The sequence below is a fragment of the Zoogloea dura genome (assembly GCF_012927165.1).
GTDB classification, from domain to species: Bacteria; Pseudomonadota; Gammaproteobacteria; order Burkholderiales; family Rhodocyclaceae; genus Zoogloea; species Zoogloea dura.
This window is the reverse complement of the sequence record NZ_JABBGA010000013.1, coordinates 101,959-117,837: the sequence shown is the minus strand read 5'-3', so window position 1 is coordinate 117,837 and position 15,879 is coordinate 101,959. Positions and strand designations below refer to the sequence as shown.

Sequence of the window (15,879 nt, the reverse complement as noted above, 5' to 3'; positions counted from 1 at the left end):
AGGATGGAAGAGCCCAACATGACGCCACCGCTGACGCCACCACCGGCTGCCATTGACCTGAAACGCCAGTTGCTGCTGCGGGTCACCCTGTTTGCCCTGTGTGTCGGTCTGGTCGCCTGCGGGGTGGTGCTGCAGCAGGCCCGCGAGCGCATCCGTGTGCACGTGGAGCGCACCGGCGGCACCGTCGAACGCTTGATCGCCGGCGAGGCCGATCAGCTGCGCGATGCCTTCCAGCGCAGCCTGGACGGGCTGGCCCTGTCGTCCCTCGACGGCATCGGTCCGCTGCTGGGCATCTGCGTGGAGGTGGAGGACATCTACAAGCGGCCCATCGTCAATCGCTGCTTTCATGAGGAGGGCCAGGCCCCTGCGCCGATCCGCTGGGTACTGGCCCGCCTGATCGGGCCGGAGGTGCGCTACCGCGGCGTGATCGGCCAGTACCCGGGGGTCAAGGTGGGGGAGTTCATCGTCACGCCGGACCTGGACTCGGAGGGCGTGGCGGTGTGGGGGCAGATGTCCACGGTGCTGGGCATGACCGTCGCGATCCTGCTGCTCAACCTGCTGATCTACCGGCCGGTGCGCCGCGAGCTGGCGCCGGCGGACGAAATCCTGGGGGTGCTGGGGCGCATGGAGGGCGGTGATCTGGCGGCGCGCATGCCGCGGCCGCGCTTGGTGGAGTTGCGCCGGATCGCCGCCGGCTTCGACCACCTGGCCGAGCGGCTGGGCCGCACCCTGGCCGAGCAGCGCCGGCTGGCCCTGCGCCTGCTGGCGGTGCGCGAGGAGGAGCGGCGCCACCTGGCGCGGGAGCTGCACGATGAGTTCGGCCAGTGCCTGGCGTCCATCGGCGCCGAGGCGGCCTTCGTGCGCAGCCGGGCCGAAGTCCATGATCCGGCGCTGCTGCCGGCGGCGGGTGCGATCGCCGGGGTGACCGCCCACATGATGGAGAGCCTGCAGGACATCCTGCTGCAACTGCGGCCGGTGGGCCTGGATGAGTTCGGCCTGCAGGCGGCGCTCGAGGAGCTGGTGGCCGGCTGGCGGCGCCGGCAGTCGGGCTGCCGCTTCGAGCTGATGCTGGCCGGAGACATCGATGGCCTGGCCGACGGGCTGACGGTGAGCCTTTACCGGATCGTCCAGGAGAGCCTCACCAATGCCCTGCGCCACGGCGCGCCGACCCGGGTGAGCGTGGCCCTGAGCCTCGACCTGCAGGGCTGCCGGCTGCGGGTCGAGGACGACGGTGATGGCGTCGAAGGGCCGACGGCCGGCAGCGGGCTCGGCGTGCTGGGCATGCGCGAGCGGGTCGAGGCGCTGGGCGGACGTTTTGCGCTGATCCGCCGGCTGCCGCAAGGGATGCGGGTGGAGGCGGACTTTCCGCCGGCGGCGATTGAGGAGGGCGTGGCTGATGACTGAGAGGATCCGTGTCCTGCTGGTGGACGATCACGCCATTGTGCGGGAGGGCTATCGGCGCCTGCTCGAGACCCGGCCGGACCTGGCGGTGGTGGGGGAGGCGGCGTCGGCGCGCGAGGCCCTGGAGCAGTTCAAGGCCTTGGCGCCGGACGTGATGGTGCTCGACCTGGGCTTGCCCGACATGGGCGGGGTGGAGTTGATCCGCCGGCTGCTGCAGCGCGACGGGGCGGCGCGCATCCTGGTGTTCACCATGCACCGCGAGCCGCTGTTCGCCACCCAGGCCCTGCGCGCCGGGGCCTTGGGCTATGTGACCAAGAGCAGCCCGCCGGACGAGTTGCTGAAGGCGGTGTACCAGGTCGCGGCGCGGCGCCAGGTGATCAGCCCGGACATCGCGCCCGAGCTGGCCCTGGCCCTCATCGACCGGCCGCGGGAGCCCCTGGCCGAGCTGGCCCCGCGGGAGTTCGAGATCCTGCGCCTGCTGCTGGACGGGCTGGGGCCGGAGGAGATCGGCACCCGCCTGTCCATCTCGGCCAAGACGGTGCAGAACTGCCACTACCAGATCAAGAGCAAGCTCGGCGTGCGCAGCGACATCGAGCTGACCCGCCTGGCCTTGCGCCTGGGGCTGATCTGAGCCGGGTTCAGGCCGCCACGGCCTCCTGGTTGGTGGCGAGGCGGGCGTTGAAGAGGGCCTCGAGGGTGTCCAGCGTCACTTCGGCGATCAGCCTGCCGGCGTCGTCGAGTATCTCGTAGAGCAGCTCGCCCGGCTCCGGGCGCATGCTGAACAGCACGATGGCGTCCTGCTTGCCGCCACCCTCCCGGTGAGGCGTCTCGCTGGCCGGCGAGATGGTGTAGCTGCCGGTCGGGCGGGCTTCGCGCAGGCTGCCGTCTTCCTCGTAGATCAGGTGCTCGCCGCGCAGCACGAAGGTGTGGTTGAGGGCCTTGTGGCGGTGCAGGACGATCTGCTGGCCAGCGGCGAAGCGGAACAGCACGTCGGCCAGGTTGCGCGCCCGGTCCACGTGCAGGATGGCGAACTGGAAGTGGGGGAAGTCACCGAAGGGTTGCCAGTCGATGGTGCTGTCGTCGAAGCCGGTGTGGGGCATGGGGAAGTCTCCTGCGGGTGGGTGGTGAAGATCGGGCCGGATGGCCGGAACGCAGTAGAACCCGCATGGGCTGTGGCCGCCGAGGTCAGCCTGCCCGGAAAGGCGCGGGCAATCTTCCCGGCCGGGCGGTGCACCCGGGGCGGGCAGATTGCCCGTTGTCCGGCGGGCAGGATGCGGCTGCGCGAGGGGCGGAGCGGCCCCTAAAGTGGGGTCGAGGCGGGCACCGTCCGCCGCCCGGAAAGGACCCGAGGATGAAACGACCCCTGGCCGGCGCCCTGCTGGCGCTGGCGCTGGTGGGTGCGCAGGCCGACAACCGCTTCTGCGGCGGCCCCGTCGCGCAGACCGGCGAGCCCACCGACCTGGCCCACGTGGTGGGCGACCAGACCCTGGAGTACATGGCCGACCAGCCGGCCAGCATGATGGTGTGCAGCAAGGGTTACCTGCTGGAAAAGTGCGGCGACCACGAAACGGCGATGAAGATCTTCGACCGCTGCATTGCCGCCGGCTACATCGGCGCGATGATCTGGAAGGCCCTGATGTTGCAGGACGGGGCCGCCGTGGCGCCTGACCCGGCGGGGGCCGCCGAGTTGATGCGGCGGGCCGCCCTGGCCGGGGATTCGCCCTATGCGACCCTCGGCAAGCTGCATTACGCCAGCGCCCTGCACGAGGGCAAGGGTGTGCTCCGCGATGAGGTGGAAGCCCGGCGCTGGTTCGAGGCCGCCGCGGCGGACGGTAACCCGGACGCCATCGAGTTCCTGCGTACCGGCTACCACGTGGGCGACCGGGACGGCCGCGCGCGCGGTGTTGGTGTGCCGCCACCCTTGGCGGGCGCCCAGCCCCTGCCGGGCGATCTGCTGGAGGCGGCGGCTGCACCGCCATCCACACCAGCCGGGGCGGCTTCGTCCGGGAGCAGGGGGGCGACGCCCGCGGCCCGCCGCCTGGTGGACAGGCCCGATCTGTCACCGCCTCCCGCGCCCGCCGCGGCGCCTGCCGGGGTGGCTGCCGCCTCAGCGGCGCCCGTTGGCCAGCGTCTGCAACCCGTCGTGGCGAAGCTGGCGACGGAGACGCAGCCCGCCGGTGGCTGGCTGCCGGCGCTGCTGCTGGCGGCCTTCCTGAGCGGCCTGGCGCGCCAGTGGCGCCCGCGCCGTGGCCCTTTCATGTCCCTGTCTGTTGCCCCCCTTCCTGCCCGTGGAGTGTGAATCATGCTGAATCTGATCGAAGGCCTCATGTACGAGGCCGGCCAGTTGTTCCTGGCGCCGGTGTTGCTGGCCATCGCCGTCGTCTTCCTTTATGCCTTCCATGCGTTGGGGGCCTTCATGCTGCAGGCCGTGCAGCGCCGTACCGGCCGGCGGGCCGGCTTCGAGCTGGCGGAGGCACGCCGGCGGGATCCCCGGCTGGGGGCGGCGGCGCTCGAAGCGCTGGCCGTGAAACGCCTCGAGCCGGTGCGCCTGGCGGCCCGGGTGGCGCCCATGCTGGGCCTGGTGGCGACGATGATCCCGATGGGGCCGGCCCTGCGGGCCCTCGGGGAGGGGCAGGTGGCCGAAGTGTCGCGCAGCCTGTCGGTGGCTTTCTCCGCGGTCATCCTGGCACTGCTGGCGGCGGCTCTGAGCTTTGGCGTGGCCACTGTGCGGCGGCGCTGGTATGCCCAGGACCTGGCTGCGCTCGAGGCGGGCAGCGGCGGGCTTCCGGCGCAGGCCGGCACCGTGCTGGAGAGCGCATCGTGAAGGGGCTGCGGCTGGGGCTTCACGATGAGGGGGACGACGACGATCCCCTGCTGTCCCTGGTGAACCTGGTGGATGTGTTCCTGGTGCTGGCCGCGGCGCTGCTGGTGGCGCTGGCCGGCGTGCCGCCAGGGCTGATCGGCGGTGAACGGGTCACGGTGATCCGCAATGCGGGCTCACCGGCCATGGAGGTGATCATCCGGGATGGCCAGCGCATCGAGCGCTTCCGGGGCGATGGCGGTGCGGCGGATGCGAGCGGCGGCAAGCGGGCCGGCACGGCCTGGCGGATGCCGGACGGCAGCCTGGTCTACGTGCCGGAGTGAGGTGCTTTGCCGGCGGCAGTGTCAGGCGCCGGGCTGGACGGGGGGCAGGCCGGCCCGCTCCTCGTCCGACAGCAGGCGCGATTCGGTGACGAAGGCGCGGCCGCGGCCGCAGTCCAGCGAGAAGTCGCCGCCGTTGCCGGGCTTGGTGTCGAGGATCAGCTGGCAGTTCTCGTAATACTGGAATTCCTGGTGGCCCAGGTAGAAGTCGGCGCCGCCCACCTGGCCGATCAGCAGCATGGTCTGGCCGGGGATGACTTCACCGACCTTGTAGCAGTTGGGCACGCTGCCGTCGCAGCAGCCGCCGGAGAGCAGGAACATCAGGGGACCGAACTCGGCACGCAGCTCGTCGATGAATTGCAGGGCGGAGTCGGTGGCGACGATGCGTTCGGTCATGATGGGTGTTTCCGGTTCCAGAAAGAAAAAAACGGGGCGAGATATCCCGCCCCGTAACACCTTGCCTTACACGTACAACTCTTGAATCAGAAGAAGCCCAGCTTGTTCGGGCTGTAGCTGACCAGCAGGTTCTTGGTCTGCTGGTAGTGGTCGAGCATGACCTTGTGGGTTTCACGGCCGATACCGGATTCCTTGTAGCCGCCGAAGGCAGCGTGGGCCGGGTAGGCGTGGTAGCAGTTGGTCCATACGCGGCCGGCCTTGATGTTGCGGCCCATGCGGAAGGCACGGCTGCCGTCGCGGCTCCACACGCCGGCGCCGAGGCCATAGACGGTGTCGTTGGCGATGGCCAGGGCTTCGGCTTCGTCCTTGAAGGTGGTCACGGCCAGCACCGGTCCGAAGATCTCTTCCTGGAAGATGCGCATCTTGTTGTGGCCCTTGAACAGGGTCGGCTGGACGTAGTAGCCGCCGGCCAGGTCGCCGTCGAGGTGGGCTTGTTCGCCACCGACGAGCACCTGGGCGCCTTCGCCCTTGCCGATTTCCAGGTAAGCCTTGATCTTGCTGAGCTGGTCGGCGGAAGCCTGGGCACCGATCATGGTGTCGGTGTCGAGCGGGCTGCCTTGCTTGATCAGCTTGACGCGGGCCACGGCACGTTCGATGAACTTGTCGTAGATGGATTCCTGGATCAGGGCGCGGGACGGGCAGGTGCACACTTCGCCCTGGTTGAAGGCGAACAGCACCAGGCCTTCCACGGCCTTGTCGAAGAACTCGTCGTCAGCGGCGGCGATGTCTTCGAAGAACACGTTGGGGGACTTGCCGCCCAGTTCCAGGGTGGCGGGGATCAGGCTGGTGGCGGCGGCCTGGGCGATCACGCGGCCGGTGGCGGTGGAGCCGGTGAAGGCGATCTTGGCGATGCGCTTGCTGGTGGCCAGCGGCATGCCGGCTTCACGGCCAAAGCCGTTGATGATGTTCAGCACGCCCGGGGGCAGCAGGTCGGCGATCAGTTCGGCCAGCACCAGGATGGAGATCGGGGTGGACTCGGCGGGCTTCAGGACCACGCAGTTGCCGGCACCGATGGCGGGGGCCAGCTTCCAGGCGGCCATCAGGATCGGGAAGTTCCAGGGGATGATCTGGCCGACCACGCCGAGGGGCTCGTGGAAGTGGTAGGCGACGGTGTTCTCGTCGATCTCGGACAGGGAGCCTTCCTGGGAGCGCAGGCAGCCGGCGAAGTAGCGGAAGTGGTCAACAGCCAGGGGGATGTCGGCGTTCAGGGTTTCGCGGATCGGCTTGCCGTTATCCACGGTCTCGGCGTAGGCCAGCAGCTCGAGGTTGGCTTCCAGGCGGTCGGCGATCTTCAGCAGCAGGCCGGAGCGTTCGCCGGCGGAGGTACGGCCCCACTTGTCAGCGATGGCGTGAGCGGCGTCCAGCGCCAGCTCGACGTCTTCAGCGGTGGAGCGGGCAGCCTTGGTGTAGGGCTTGCCGGTGATCGGAGTGATGACGTCGAAGTACTCGCCCTTGACCGGAGCGACCCACTTGCCGCCGATGAAGTTGTCGTACTTGGACTTGTATTGGACCTTGGCGTCGGCAGAGCCGGGCAATGCGTAGAGCATGGTATCTCCTCCTGAATTTGGTTTCGGAACGCTCGGTACAGCGTTGCCGTGTATTCAGCAGGGGACGTGCCAAGATTCGATCAGGATTGCTGATGAGTTGAAAGGCCTTATTTATCAGCGTATTGGGGGTGGTGCGCCAGAATGTTGCAGTGCATGGTGTATCGCTTGTTCGTGTTCAATTGTGGAGCAGGTGCTCCATGGCGCCTGTGCCATGGCGCACCAGGCCCGCCCGGGTCAGGCGATGCGGAAGCGGGAGGACAGGGTTTCCAGGGTGCGGGCCAGTTCTTCGAGTTGCTCGGCCGACTGGGTGATACGGGCCGCGCTGGCCGCGTTGGATTCCGAGGCACCGGCGATCTGTTCGACCCGCTGGGCGATGTCCCGGGCGGCGGCCGATTGCTCGGTCAGCCCCAGCGTGATGCCTTCCACCGATCCGAGCACCTGGCTGCTGCTTTCCTGGATGCTGCCGATGGTGCCGCCGGCCTCGTCGGCCAGGGTCACGCCCCGCGCCGCGCCCTTGACGCCTTCGTCCATGTCGTCGGCGGCGTGGCGGGTGGCGCTCTGGATGCGCTCGATCATGGTGGTGATCTCGGCGGTGGAGTTGGCGGTACGCTCGGCCAGCTTGCGCACTTCGTCCGCCACCACCGCGAAGCCGCGGCCCGATTCGCCGGCCCGCGCCGCTTCGATGGCGGCGTTGAGCGCCAGCAGGTTGGTCTGGTCGGCAATCTCGCGGATGACCCCGACGATCATCGAGATCTCGCCGGAAAGGGATTCCAGGTTGCGCACCGATCCGGCGGTGAGGTTGACCGAGTCGGCAATCGCCCGCATCTCGCTCACCGCATGGCTGATCACCCGGGAGCCGGTGGCAGCCCGCTCGCCGGAGGTTTCCGACAGCTCCCGGGATTCCCGGGCGTGTTCACTGATGTGGTCGATGGACACCGACAACTGCTCGATGGCGGCAGCCATGCCCGAGGCGGATTCGGCCTGCGCGTCGGCCAGCACCCGGGTGTCGGAGGCGGTGCTGCTCAGCTCGCGGGCGTTGCCGAGCAGGGCGTTGACCTGGTTGCGGATGGAGGCGACCAGTTCATGCAGGTTGTTGCGCATGACCGCCAGGTGGATGATCAGCGCCCCGAGTTCATCATTGGAGGCGGGCGGCAGGGGCTCCAGCATGTTGCCCTTGGCGATGGCTTCCGCCACGCGCTTGCCGGCATCGACGGAATGGCCGAGGCGCCGGATCAGCTGGACGGTGGCGATGGCCGCCAGCAACAGCCCGGACAGGCCGAGGCCGATGAGCCATTGGCGGGTGCTGGCATCTTCCGCCTCGATGCGTTGCAGTGCTCCCTGGCTGGCCTCCGCATGGCGCTGCAGGCTGGCACGGACGGGGTCGTCGGGGGGGAGGGCAAGCTGCTGGATGAGGCGGCTTTCGTCCCTGACCGCGTTGCTGTAGGCGTTGCGGGAATGGTCTGTGGCGTTGAGGCCGACCGCGGCGACGATCACGTTGAGGGCGGTCAGCCCGCCGCTGATCAGGTAGATGCGGGCTTTCAGGCTCGGGTGGGGGAGGAATCTGCCGAGGGCTGCCAGTACGCCTGTCGGGGCAAGCTGGCCCTGCTCGAGCCGGATGCCCGGGTCGGTCCGCATGCGACCGTACAGTGCGTCGGCGGCGGCGATCTCGCTGCGTCCGGCCTTGACGCGGACCGACATGTAGCCGGACTGGTCGGCCAGCGGGGTGGCGGTGGCCTTGACCCAGTAGAAGTCCCCGTTCTTGCGCCGGTTCTTGACGATGCCACTCCACGGCAGGCCCCGTTCGAGGGTGGACCACATGTCCCGATAGGCCTCCGGCGGCATGTCGGGGTGGCGCAGGATGTTGTGGGGCTGGCCGATGACTTCGGATCGGGAGAAGCCGCTGGCGGCGATGAACTCGTCGTTGCAGTAGGTGATGTGCCCCTTCAGATCCGTGTGGCTGATGATGGCCGAGCCATCCGGGATGGGGTACTCATTTTGGGTGATGGGCAGATTCTGGCGCATGACGGGTTCCTGGGCATGACTTCCAGACGTATTACGGCGTTTTCTCCATACGCTTTAGCATCTTGAGGGAGTAGAAAGTCACTTCCGGCGCGGCATTCAGCCCCTTGGCTGGACCGTGCGGCTGGTGCTGCCGACACGCCCGTCATCACTGAAGTGGATGTTGAAGAAGACGTCTGCGCTGAATTCCGGAGGCATCCGCCAATCCCACACCTCTTCCTTCTTGAGGGTGAATTGCTGGACCGAACGCGGCTTGCCGAGCAGGCGGCGGACCTGGTCCTTGGTCCACCCTGGCTGGACCCGGGCGAAGTTGGCCGGTGTGAGCACGTTTTCGAGGCTGCGCAGGATGTTGTCCGGCCCGATGGTGGCCATGAAGCACTCGGTGCCTTCCGGCTGCCGGGTGTATTCCCAGGTCACGCTGCCGTCGTCGTTGCGCCATTCGATGCCCGGTTTGCCGAGGCGGTCGCGCACGTCGAAGCCGGTGGATACCCCGGGTTTCAAATCCTTCATGGTGACCGCGTCGCAGCCCGCCAGGCCGAGGGCGGCCAGAAGGCCCAGAAACAGGTAAAACAGCCTGCGCATGGTGATTCCTTGTTGTGGATGCCGGTGCCGCCAAAGCAGGCCGGCGTGGGTACAATCCGCCCTGTTGTGGGCATGAGGCTGTGCCCATTCTGGCATGAACCCGAAACGCAGGAGGACAGACCCGTGAAACACAGTGTGAGACGACTGGCCGTGGCGGCCTGCCTGCTGGCGGGAAGCCAGGCCCTGTACGCCGACGTGGTGGTGAAGATCGGGTTTGCCGGCCCGTTGACCGGGCCGATCGCCCATGTCGGAAAGGATGAGCAGTTCGGCACCCAGCTGGCCCTGGACGACGCTAACGCCAGGGGTGTGACGCTGGGGGGCCAGAAGGTCCGGTTCGAGCTGCTGGCCGAGGATGACCAGGCCGATCCGCGCACCGCCACCACCGTGGCCCAGCGCCTTGCCGACGCCGGCGTGAAGGGGGTGGTGGGGCATGTGACCTCCGGCGCCTCCATTCCCGCCTCGCGCATCTACGAACAGTCGGGGATTCCGGCTATCACACCGTCCTCCACCAGCCCCAAGCTGACCCAGCAGAAGTTCAAGACCACCTACCGGGTCATCGCCAACGACCTGCAGCAGGGCGCTGCGATGGCCCGCTTCGCCACCGAGGTGCTCAAGGCGAAGCGCATTGCCGTGATCGATGACCGCACCGCCTACGGCCAGGGGCTGGCCGATGCTCTGGTGGACAGCCTCAAGAAGCTCGGCACGCCGCCGGTCGGGCGCGAGTTCACCAACGACAAGGCGACCGATTTCGCCGCCATCCTCACCAAGCTCAAGGCCGCCCAGCCGGACGCCATCTTCTACGGCGGCATGGACGCTCAGGGCGCGCCGCTGCTCAAGCAGATGAAGCAGCTCGGCATCACTGCCAGATACCTGGGCGGCGACGGGGCGTGCACCGCCGAGATGATCAAGATCGCCGGTGCCGCCATGAGCAGCGACGTGTACTGCACCCAGGCCGGCATCCCGATGGACAAGATGCCCGGCGGCAAGGACTTCAACGAGCGCTTCAAGAAGCGCTTCGGCGTTCCCGTGCAGCTCTATGCCCCCTACAGCTACGACGCTGCCACGGCCCTGATCGAGGCCATGAAGGCCGCCAATTCGGCCGAACCGGCCAAATACCTGCCGCAGCTGCAGAAGGTGTCCTTCAAGGGCGTCACCGGCAATGTCGCCTTCGATGCCAGCGGCGACAGCCGCGAGGGGGGCGTCACGCTCTACCAGTTTGCCAATGGCAAGTGGGAAGCCCGGCCCTGAAGTTGCTTGATTGTGTAATACCGTACAAACCAGAGGAGAAACCCGCATGAAACGCAGCCTTGTCGCCCTTGCCGTGCTCGGTCTTGGTGCATCCCTTGCCCAGGCCCAGGAAGTCATCAAGCTGGGCGTTGCCGCCCCCCTCACCGGCACCCAGGCCCATCTGGGCAAGGACATCGAGAACGGGGTCCGCCTGGCCCTCGACGAGTACAACGCCAAGGGTGTCACCCTGGGTGGCAAGAAGGTGAAGTTCGAGCTGCAGGCCGAGGATGACCAGGCCGACCCGAAGACTGCAACCACCGTGGCCCAGCGCCTCGCCGACAGCGGCGTGAAGGGGGTTGTCGGCCATCTCAATTCGGGGGCCTCCATTCCGGCCTCGCGAATTTACAACGAGGCCGGCCTGCCCCAGGTCTCGCCCGCCTCGACCAACCCCAAGCTGACCCAGCAGGGCTTCAAGGCCACCTTCCGCACCATTGCCAACGACGTGCAGCAGGGCCTGGCCATCGGCAAGTACGCAGCCACCAAGCTGGGCAAGAAGGTCGCCCTGATCGACGACCGCACGGCCTACGGCCAGGGCCTCGCCGACGAGGTGGAGAAGGCCGTCAAGGCCAATGGTGGCAGCCTCACCGGGCGCGAGTTCACCAGCGACAAGGCCACCGACTTCCTGGCCATCCTGACCCGCATCAAGGCCCAGAACCCGGACGTGATCGTCTATAGCGGCATGGACACCCAGGCCGGTCCGATGCTCAAGCAGATCAAGCAGCTCGGCATCAACGCCAAGTTCATCACCGGCGACGGCGGCTGCACCGGCGAGGTGATCAAGCTGGCCGGCGATGCCATCGGCGGCAGCGCCTACTGCACCCAGCCGGGCCTGCCCCTCGACAAGATGCCGGGCGGCAAGAACTTCAACGAGCGCTTCAAGAAGCGCTTCAATGCCGATGTGCAGATCTACGCGCCGTACTCCTACGACGCGGCCTCGGCCATCATCGAGGCGATGAAGGCGGCCAACTCCGCCGATCCGGCCAAGTACGCGCCGGCCATCGGCAAGGTGAACTTCCCCGGCGTGATCGGCACCGTGGCCTTCGACGCCAAGGGCGACATCAAGGATGGCGCGGTGACCGTGTATCAGTTCAAGTCCGGCAAGTGGGAAGCCGTGCAGTAATTGTTTCCTGATGGTGCTGTAGGCGCGGCTTCAGCCGCCCCTACAGCACCCTGCAGGGGCCGCCGCAGTTCATTCACCTCTTCCGGTCGTTTCCATGGAAACCCTTCTTCAGCAAACCGTGAACGGCCTCGTGGTGGGCAGCGTCTATGCGCTGGTTGCCCTCGGCTATACCATGGTTTACGGCATTCTCGGGCTGATCAACTTCGCCCACGGCGACATCCTGATGGTGGGCGCCCTGGTGGCCCTCGAGGCGATCCGCCTGATCCAGCTGCATGCCCCCGACCTCGGCCTGATCCCCACCCTGCTGGCCGGCCTCTCGGTGTCGGTGCTGGTGTGCATGCTGCTTGGCTACACCATCGAACGCACCGCCTACCGCCGCCTGCGCAATGCGCCGCGGCTGGCGCCGCTGATCACCGCCATCGGCGTGTCCTTCCTGCTCCAGACCATCGCCATGATCATCTGGGGCCGCAACTACCACACCTTCCCGCAACTCGTCTCCACCACGCCGCTGGAGCCGGTGGCCGGTGTCTTCATCACGCCGGTGCAGGTCGCCATCCTGGTGGTGTCGGCGCTGCTGATGGTGGCCCTGGTGCTGCTGGTCAACAAGACCCGCCTCGGCCGCGCGATGCGCGCCACGGCGGAGAACCACAAGGTGGCCAGCCTGATGGGGGTGGATACCAACAAGATCATCGCCGCCACCTTCGTGATCGGCTCAGGCCTGGCGGCGGTGGCGGGGGTGATGTTCTCGTCGAATTACGGCATCGCCCACTACGCCATGGGCTTCATGCCCGGCCTCAAGGCCTTCACGGCGGCGGTGCTGGGCGGTATCGGCAACCTGGGCGGGGCCATGCTGGGGGGGCTGGTGCTGGGGTTGGTGGAGTCCATCGGCGCCGGCTACATCGAGGACCTGAGCTTCGGCTTCCTCAACTCCAGCTACCAGGACATCTTCGCCTTCCTGATCCTCGGCATCGTGCTCATCTTCCGGCCCACCGGCCTGCTGGGCGAACGTGTCGCCGACCGTGCCTGAGGACATCGCCCCATGAATGAACTCGCCCTCGCCATCCCCTGGCTCGGCAAGCGCCACCCGGCGGCGGCCCGCTGGGTCGTCGTCGCCATCGCCCTTGGCGCGCCGCTCATCGCCATCCTGTTCGGCAAGACCTGGGTGCGCATCCTCGACTTCGCCATGCTCTACGTGATGCTGGCGATCGGGCTCAACCTGGTGGTGGGCTTTGCCGGCCTGCTCGACCTGGGCTACATCGCCTTCTACGCGGTGGGGGCTTACACCTTCGCCTTCCTGGCCTCGCCGCATTTTGACATTCACCTGCCGTTCTGGATCGTGCTGCCGATGGGGGCGGGCTTCGCGGCGCTGGCCGGCATCATCCTCGGCCTGCCCACCCTGCGTCTGCGGGGCGACTACCTGGCCATCGTGACCCTGGGCTTCGGTGAGATCGTGCGGATCTTCCTGAACAACCTGAACCACCCGATCAACATCACCAACGGGCCCCAGGGGATCAACATGATCGACCCCCTGGTGCTCTTCGGCTGGGACATTTCCAGGCCGGTGAAGATCGGCGAGGACATCACCATCAACTCGCTGTTCCTCTACTACTACGTGTTCCTGGCCTTCGTGGTGCTGTCCATCATCCTTGTCCAGCGCCTGCAGATCTCCCGGGTCGGCCGGGCCTGGGCGGCGATCCGCGACGACGAACTGGCGGCCAAGGCGATCGGCATCAATACCCGCAACATGAAGCTGCTGGCCTTCTCCCTCGGGGCCACCTTCGGCGGCGTGGCTGGCGGGCTTTTTGCGGCTTTCCAGGGCTTCGTGTCGCCGGAGAGCTTCTCGCTGATGGAGTCCATCGCGGTGCTCACCATGATCGTCTTCGGCGGCATGGGCAACCTGGCTGGGGTGATCGTCGGGGCGCTGGCCCTCACGGCGCTGCCCGAGGTGCTGCGCCATGTGGCCGTGCCAGTGCAGCAGGCGGTGTTCGACCGGGTGATCCTGGATCCGGAAGTGCTGCGCATGCTGCTGCTGTCCCTGGCCATGATCCTGATGATGCTGCTCCGGCCGTCCGGCATGATCCCGGCCTACAGCCGCTACTCCCGCCCCGAACTGGTGGTGGGCAAGGCGGCCGGGGAGGCGCGCAAGTGATCACGCTGCTTGACGCGAGAAACGTCACCAAGCGCTTCGGCGGCCTCACCGCCTTGTCCGATGTGTCGCTGACCATCCGCAAGGGCGAGGTGTACGGCCTGATCGGCCCCAACGGCGCCGGCAAGACCACCTTCTTCAACGTGTTGACCGGCGCCTATGTGCCCGACGGCGGCGAGCTGGTCTTCAACGGCACCGAACTGCCCAGCGGCAAGCCCGAGCAGGTGGTGGCCGCCGGCATCGCCCGCACCTTCCAGAACATCCGCCTGTTCCGCGACATGACCGCCCTCGAGAACGTGATGGCGGGCCACCACATCCGCTCGCGGGCCAACCCGCTCTCCATCCTGCTGCAGACGCGGAAGGCCAAGGAGGAGGAACGCCTGATCACCGAGCGGGCCTTCGAGCTGTTGCGCTACGTGGGCATCGAGCGTTTTGCCGACACGGTGTCGAAGAACCTCTCCTACGGCGACCAGCGGCGCCTGGAGATTGCCCGGGCGCTGGCCACCGAGCCACAGCTGCTGGCCCTCGACGAACCGGCCGCCGGCATGAACGCCACCGAGACCGCCCGCCTGCGCGAGCTGGTGCAGACCATCCGCCACGACGGCGTCACCGTGCTCCTCATCGAACACGACGTGAAGCTGGTGATGGGCCTGTGCGACCGTCTCGCGGTGCTCGATTTCGGCCGCAAGATCGCCGAGGACGTGCCTGCCGTGGTGCAGAAGAACGACGCCGTGATCTCCGCCTACCTGGGTGGCCACGGTACTGCGGGAGCTGCCGCATGAGCGCCACCCCCATCCTGCAACTGCGTGACACCCGGGTGGCCTACGGCGCCATCGAGGCGGTGAAGGGCATCAGCCTGGCGCTGGCGCCCGGCGAGCTGGTGTCCCTGATCGGCGCCAACGGCGCCGGCAAGACCACCACCCTCAATGCCATTGCCGGCACCCTCAACACCAGCGGCGGCGAGATCCTCTACGACGGCAAGTCCATCGACAAGCTGCCGGCCCACAAGCGCCTGCGCCAGGGCCTGGCCCTGGTGCCGGAGGGGCGCGGCATCTTCACCCGCCTGACCGTCGAGGAAAACCTGCGCATGGGGGCCTACTGCCGGCGCGACCAGGATGCGGTGGATGCCGACATGGAGCGCATTTTCAGCATGTTGCCGCGGGTCAAGGAGCGCCTGCAGCAGGTGGCGGGCACCCTCTCCGGCGGCGAGCAACAGATGGTGGCGATCGGCCGGGCGCTGCTGTCGCGGCCGCGCCTGCTGCTGCTGGACGAGCCCTCGATGGGGTTGGCGCCCCTGGTGGTGGAGAAGATCTTCGAGGTGATCCGTTCGGTGGCTGCTGACGGGGTGACCATCCTGCTGGTGGAGCAGAACGCCAACCTGGCCCTGGAGTTTTCCAGCCGCGCCTACGTGATGGAGTCGGGCTGCATCACCCTGAGCGGCTCCGGTGCCGATTTGTTGGCCGACCCCAAGGTGCGGGCCGCTTATCTGGGTGAGTGAGCCCGGCGGATGAGGGGTATCGGCCCCTCCTCGCGGGGTGGCGAACCGGCGGCCGCTGGCTAAGCTGAAAGTGCTGCGCAGCAGGTACTTCCCAACATCATGGCCATTTCATCCGTCAGCTCCGCCTCATCCGCCAGCGCCTGGTCGGCTGCCAGCCGAGCCAGTGGCAGCGGCTTGAGTGCTGAAGAGCAGCGCATCGTCGACAAGCTGGCACAGCGCGACAAGGAAGTCCGGGCCCACGAGCAGGCCCATCTGTCGGCAGCCGGCGGCTTGGCCACCAGCGGCGCCAGCTACACCTACGAGACCGGCCCGGACGGGCGCCGCTATGCGGTGGGTGGCGAGGTCGGCATCGACGTATCCCCTGGCCGGACACCGGAGGACACCCTGGCCCGGGCCCAGCAGATCCAGGCCGCTGCGCTGGCGCCGGCCGACCCTTCCGGGGCCGACCGGCAGATCGCCGCCCAGGCGGCGCGCATGGCGGCCACAGCACGCATCGAGCTGGCCCGCCAGGACTCCGGCAGCGCGACCGTTGCGGCACCTGCTGCTGCAGATGCTGACAGCGCCGAGTCGGCGGCATCGACCTCCGCCGCGGCGTCCTCCCGGGCCGATGCCTACCAGCGCATTGGCAGCATGCAGAGCCCGGCCGGCGGTGGCATCGACACCTACGCCTGAATTTCCGGCT

General features: G+C 67.8%; 17 protein-coding genes. 12 read left to right on the top strand and 5 right to left on the bottom strand.

Annotated elements, in window-relative coordinates:
- Positions 1-18: 18 nt before the first annotated feature.
- Complete coding sequence (locus HHL15_RS15990; protein WP_169146784.1) at positions 19-1,404, top strand: ATP-binding protein; 1,386 nt, start codon at positions 19-21, stop codon at positions 1,402-1,404.
- Complete coding sequence (locus tag HHL15_RS15985) at positions 1,397-2,032, top strand: response regulator (protein ID WP_169146783.1); 636 nt, start codon at positions 1,397-1,399, stop codon at positions 2,030-2,032. The genes HHL15_RS15990 and HHL15_RS15985 overlap by 8 nt, the downstream gene beginning before the upstream one ends.
- Positions 2,033-2,039: 7 nt before the next feature.
- Here HHL15_RS15985 and HHL15_RS15980 read toward each other — a convergent pair whose 3' ends face one another.
- Entirely contained in the window at positions 2,040-2,501 is a 462-nt protein-coding gene (locus tag HHL15_RS15980) for a cupin domain-containing protein (protein ID WP_169146782.1), read from the bottom strand.
- Positions 2,502-2,752: 251 nt separating this feature from the next.
- Between HHL15_RS15980 and HHL15_RS15975 the strand changes: the two genes are divergently transcribed.
- The 3 genes from HHL15_RS15975 to HHL15_RS15965 are packed head-to-tail and all read left to right on the top strand — an operon-like array spanning position 2,753 to position 4,545.
- Positions 2,753-3,700, top strand: a complete 948-nt coding sequence (locus tag HHL15_RS15975) for a tetratricopeptide repeat protein (protein ID WP_169146781.1) — start codon at positions 2,753-2,755, stop codon at positions 3,698-3,700.
- A 3-nt stretch (positions 3,701-3,703) separates the two neighbouring features.
- A complete protein-coding gene (locus tag HHL15_RS15970; protein ID WP_169146780.1) occupies positions 3,704-4,225 on the top strand; it encodes a MotA/TolQ/ExbB proton channel family protein in 522 nt (173 codons plus the stop codon).
- Positions 4,222-4,545, top strand: a complete 324-nt coding sequence (locus HHL15_RS15965; protein WP_328825055.1) for a DUF2149 domain-containing protein — start codon at positions 4,222-4,224, stop codon at positions 4,543-4,545. The genes HHL15_RS15970 and HHL15_RS15965 overlap by 4 nt, the downstream gene beginning before the upstream one ends.
- Before the next feature lie 21 nt (positions 4,546-4,566).
- Here HHL15_RS15965 and HHL15_RS15960 read toward each other — a convergent pair whose 3' ends face one another.
- The 4 genes from HHL15_RS15960 to bamE form a co-directional block, all read right to left on the bottom strand.
- The gene (locus HHL15_RS15960; protein WP_169146779.1) at positions 4,567-4,938 is read right to left on the bottom strand and encodes a DUF779 domain-containing protein; all 372 of its coding nucleotides are present in this window, start codon (positions 4,936-4,938) and stop codon (positions 4,567-4,569) included.
- Between the two features lie 86 nt (positions 4,939-5,024).
- Positions 5,025-6,545 carry an aldehyde dehydrogenase gene (adh, locus tag HHL15_RS15955; protein ID WP_169146778.1) on the bottom strand — a complete coding sequence of 507 codons (1,521 nt, stop codon included), beginning with the start codon at positions 6,543-6,545 and terminating at the stop codon, positions 5,025-5,027.
- Positions 6,546-6,779: 234 nt separating this feature from the next.
- On the bottom strand, positions 6,780-8,567 hold the full coding sequence (locus tag HHL15_RS15950; protein WP_169146777.1) for a methyl-accepting chemotaxis protein: 1,788 nt from the start codon (positions 8,565-8,567) through the stop codon (positions 6,780-6,782).
- 96 nt (positions 8,568-8,663) lie between these two features.
- Positions 8,664-9,146, bottom strand: coding sequence for an outer membrane protein assembly factor BamE domain-containing protein (gene bamE / locus HHL15_RS15945; protein WP_169146776.1), 483 nt, complete (start codon positions 9,144-9,146; stop codon positions 8,664-8,666).
- A 135-nt stretch (positions 9,147-9,281) separates the two neighbouring features.
- Here bamE and HHL15_RS15940 point away from each other — a divergent pair, with 135 nt between their 5' ends.
- The 7 genes from HHL15_RS15940 (at position 9,282) to HHL15_RS15910 (ending at position 15,869) form a co-directional block, all read left to right on the top strand.
- Complete coding sequence (locus HHL15_RS15940) at positions 9,282-10,394, top strand: branched-chain amino acid ABC transporter substrate-binding protein (RefSeq protein ID WP_408065730.1); 1,113 nt, start codon at positions 9,282-9,284, stop codon at positions 10,392-10,394.
- Between the two features lie 46 nt (positions 10,395-10,440).
- Complete coding sequence (locus HHL15_RS15935) at positions 10,441-11,553, top strand: branched-chain amino acid ABC transporter substrate-binding protein (protein WP_169146774.1); 1,113 nt, start codon at positions 10,441-10,443, stop codon at positions 11,551-11,553.
- A 94-nt stretch (positions 11,554-11,647) separates the two neighbouring features.
- Positions 11,648-12,580, top strand: coding sequence for a branched-chain amino acid ABC transporter permease (locus tag HHL15_RS15930; protein ID WP_169146773.1), 933 nt, complete (start codon positions 11,648-11,650; stop codon positions 12,578-12,580).
- Positions 12,581-12,592: 12 nt separating this feature from the next.
- Positions 12,593-13,702: an ABC transporter permease subunit gene (locus HHL15_RS15925; RefSeq protein WP_169146772.1), complete on the top strand. Its 1,110-nt coding sequence runs from the start codon at positions 12,593-12,595 to the stop codon at positions 13,700-13,702.
- Entirely contained in the window at positions 13,699-14,481 is a 783-nt protein-coding gene (locus HHL15_RS15920; protein ID WP_169146771.1) for an ABC transporter ATP-binding protein, read from the top strand. Before HHL15_RS15925 ends, HHL15_RS15920 begins: the two co-directional genes overlap by 4 nt.
- Positions 14,478-15,197 carry an ABC transporter ATP-binding protein gene (locus HHL15_RS15915; protein ID WP_169146770.1) on the top strand — a complete coding sequence of 240 codons (720 nt, stop codon included), beginning with the start codon at positions 14,478-14,480 and terminating at the stop codon, positions 15,195-15,197. Before HHL15_RS15920 ends, HHL15_RS15915 begins: the two co-directional genes overlap by 4 nt.
- Positions 15,198-15,296: 99 nt before the next feature.
- Positions 15,297-15,869 (top strand): putative metalloprotease CJM1_0395 family protein, encoded by a 573-nt coding sequence (locus HHL15_RS15910; RefSeq protein WP_169146769.1) that lies wholly within the window; start codon positions 15,297-15,299, stop codon positions 15,867-15,869.
- The last annotated feature ends 10 nt before the right edge of the window (positions 15,870-15,879 follow it).

Coding starts and splice junctions, on each gene's coding strand:
- HHL15_RS15990 (WP_169146784.1), top strand. CDS start 19: ATGACGCCACCGCTGACGCCACCACCGGCTGCCATTGACCTGAAACGC.
- HHL15_RS15915 (WP_169146770.1), top strand. CDS start 14,478: ATGAGCGCCACCCCCATCCTGCAACTGCGTGACACCCGGGTGGCCTAC.
- HHL15_RS15910 (WP_169146769.1), top strand. CDS start 15,297: ATGGCCATTTCATCCGTCAGCTCCGCCTCATCCGCCAGCGCCTGGTCG.
- HHL15_RS15970 (WP_169146780.1), top strand. CDS start 3,704: ATGCTGAATCTGATCGAAGGCCTCATGTACGAGGCCGGCCAGTTGTTC.
- bamE (WP_169146776.1), bottom strand. CDS start 9,146: ATGCGCAGGCTGTTTTACCTGTTTCTGGGCCTTCTGGCCGCCCTCGGC.
- HHL15_RS15985 (WP_169146783.1), top strand. CDS start 1,397: ATGACTGAGAGGATCCGTGTCCTGCTGGTGGACGATCACGCCATTGTG.
- adh (WP_169146778.1), bottom strand. CDS start 6,545: ATGCTCTACGCATTGCCCGGCTCTGCCGACGCCAAGGTCCAATACAAG.
- HHL15_RS15935 (WP_169146774.1), top strand. CDS start 10,441: ATGAAACGCAGCCTTGTCGCCCTTGCCGTGCTCGGTCTTGGTGCATCC.
- HHL15_RS15980 (WP_169146782.1), bottom strand. CDS start 2,501: ATGCCCCACACCGGCTTCGACGACAGCACCATCGACTGGCAACCCTTC.
- HHL15_RS15925 (WP_169146772.1), top strand. CDS start 12,593: ATGAATGAACTCGCCCTCGCCATCCCCTGGCTCGGCAAGCGCCACCCG.
- HHL15_RS15975 (WP_169146781.1), top strand. CDS start 2,753: ATGAAACGACCCCTGGCCGGCGCCCTGCTGGCGCTGGCGCTGGTGGGT.
- HHL15_RS15950 (WP_169146777.1), bottom strand. CDS start 8,567: ATGCGCCAGAATCTGCCCATCACCCAAAATGAGTACCCCATCCCGGAT.
- HHL15_RS15930 (WP_169146773.1), top strand. CDS start 11,648: ATGGAAACCCTTCTTCAGCAAACCGTGAACGGCCTCGTGGTGGGCAGC.
- HHL15_RS15960 (WP_169146779.1), bottom strand. CDS start 4,938: ATGACCGAACGCATCGTCGCCACCGACTCCGCCCTGCAATTCATCGAC.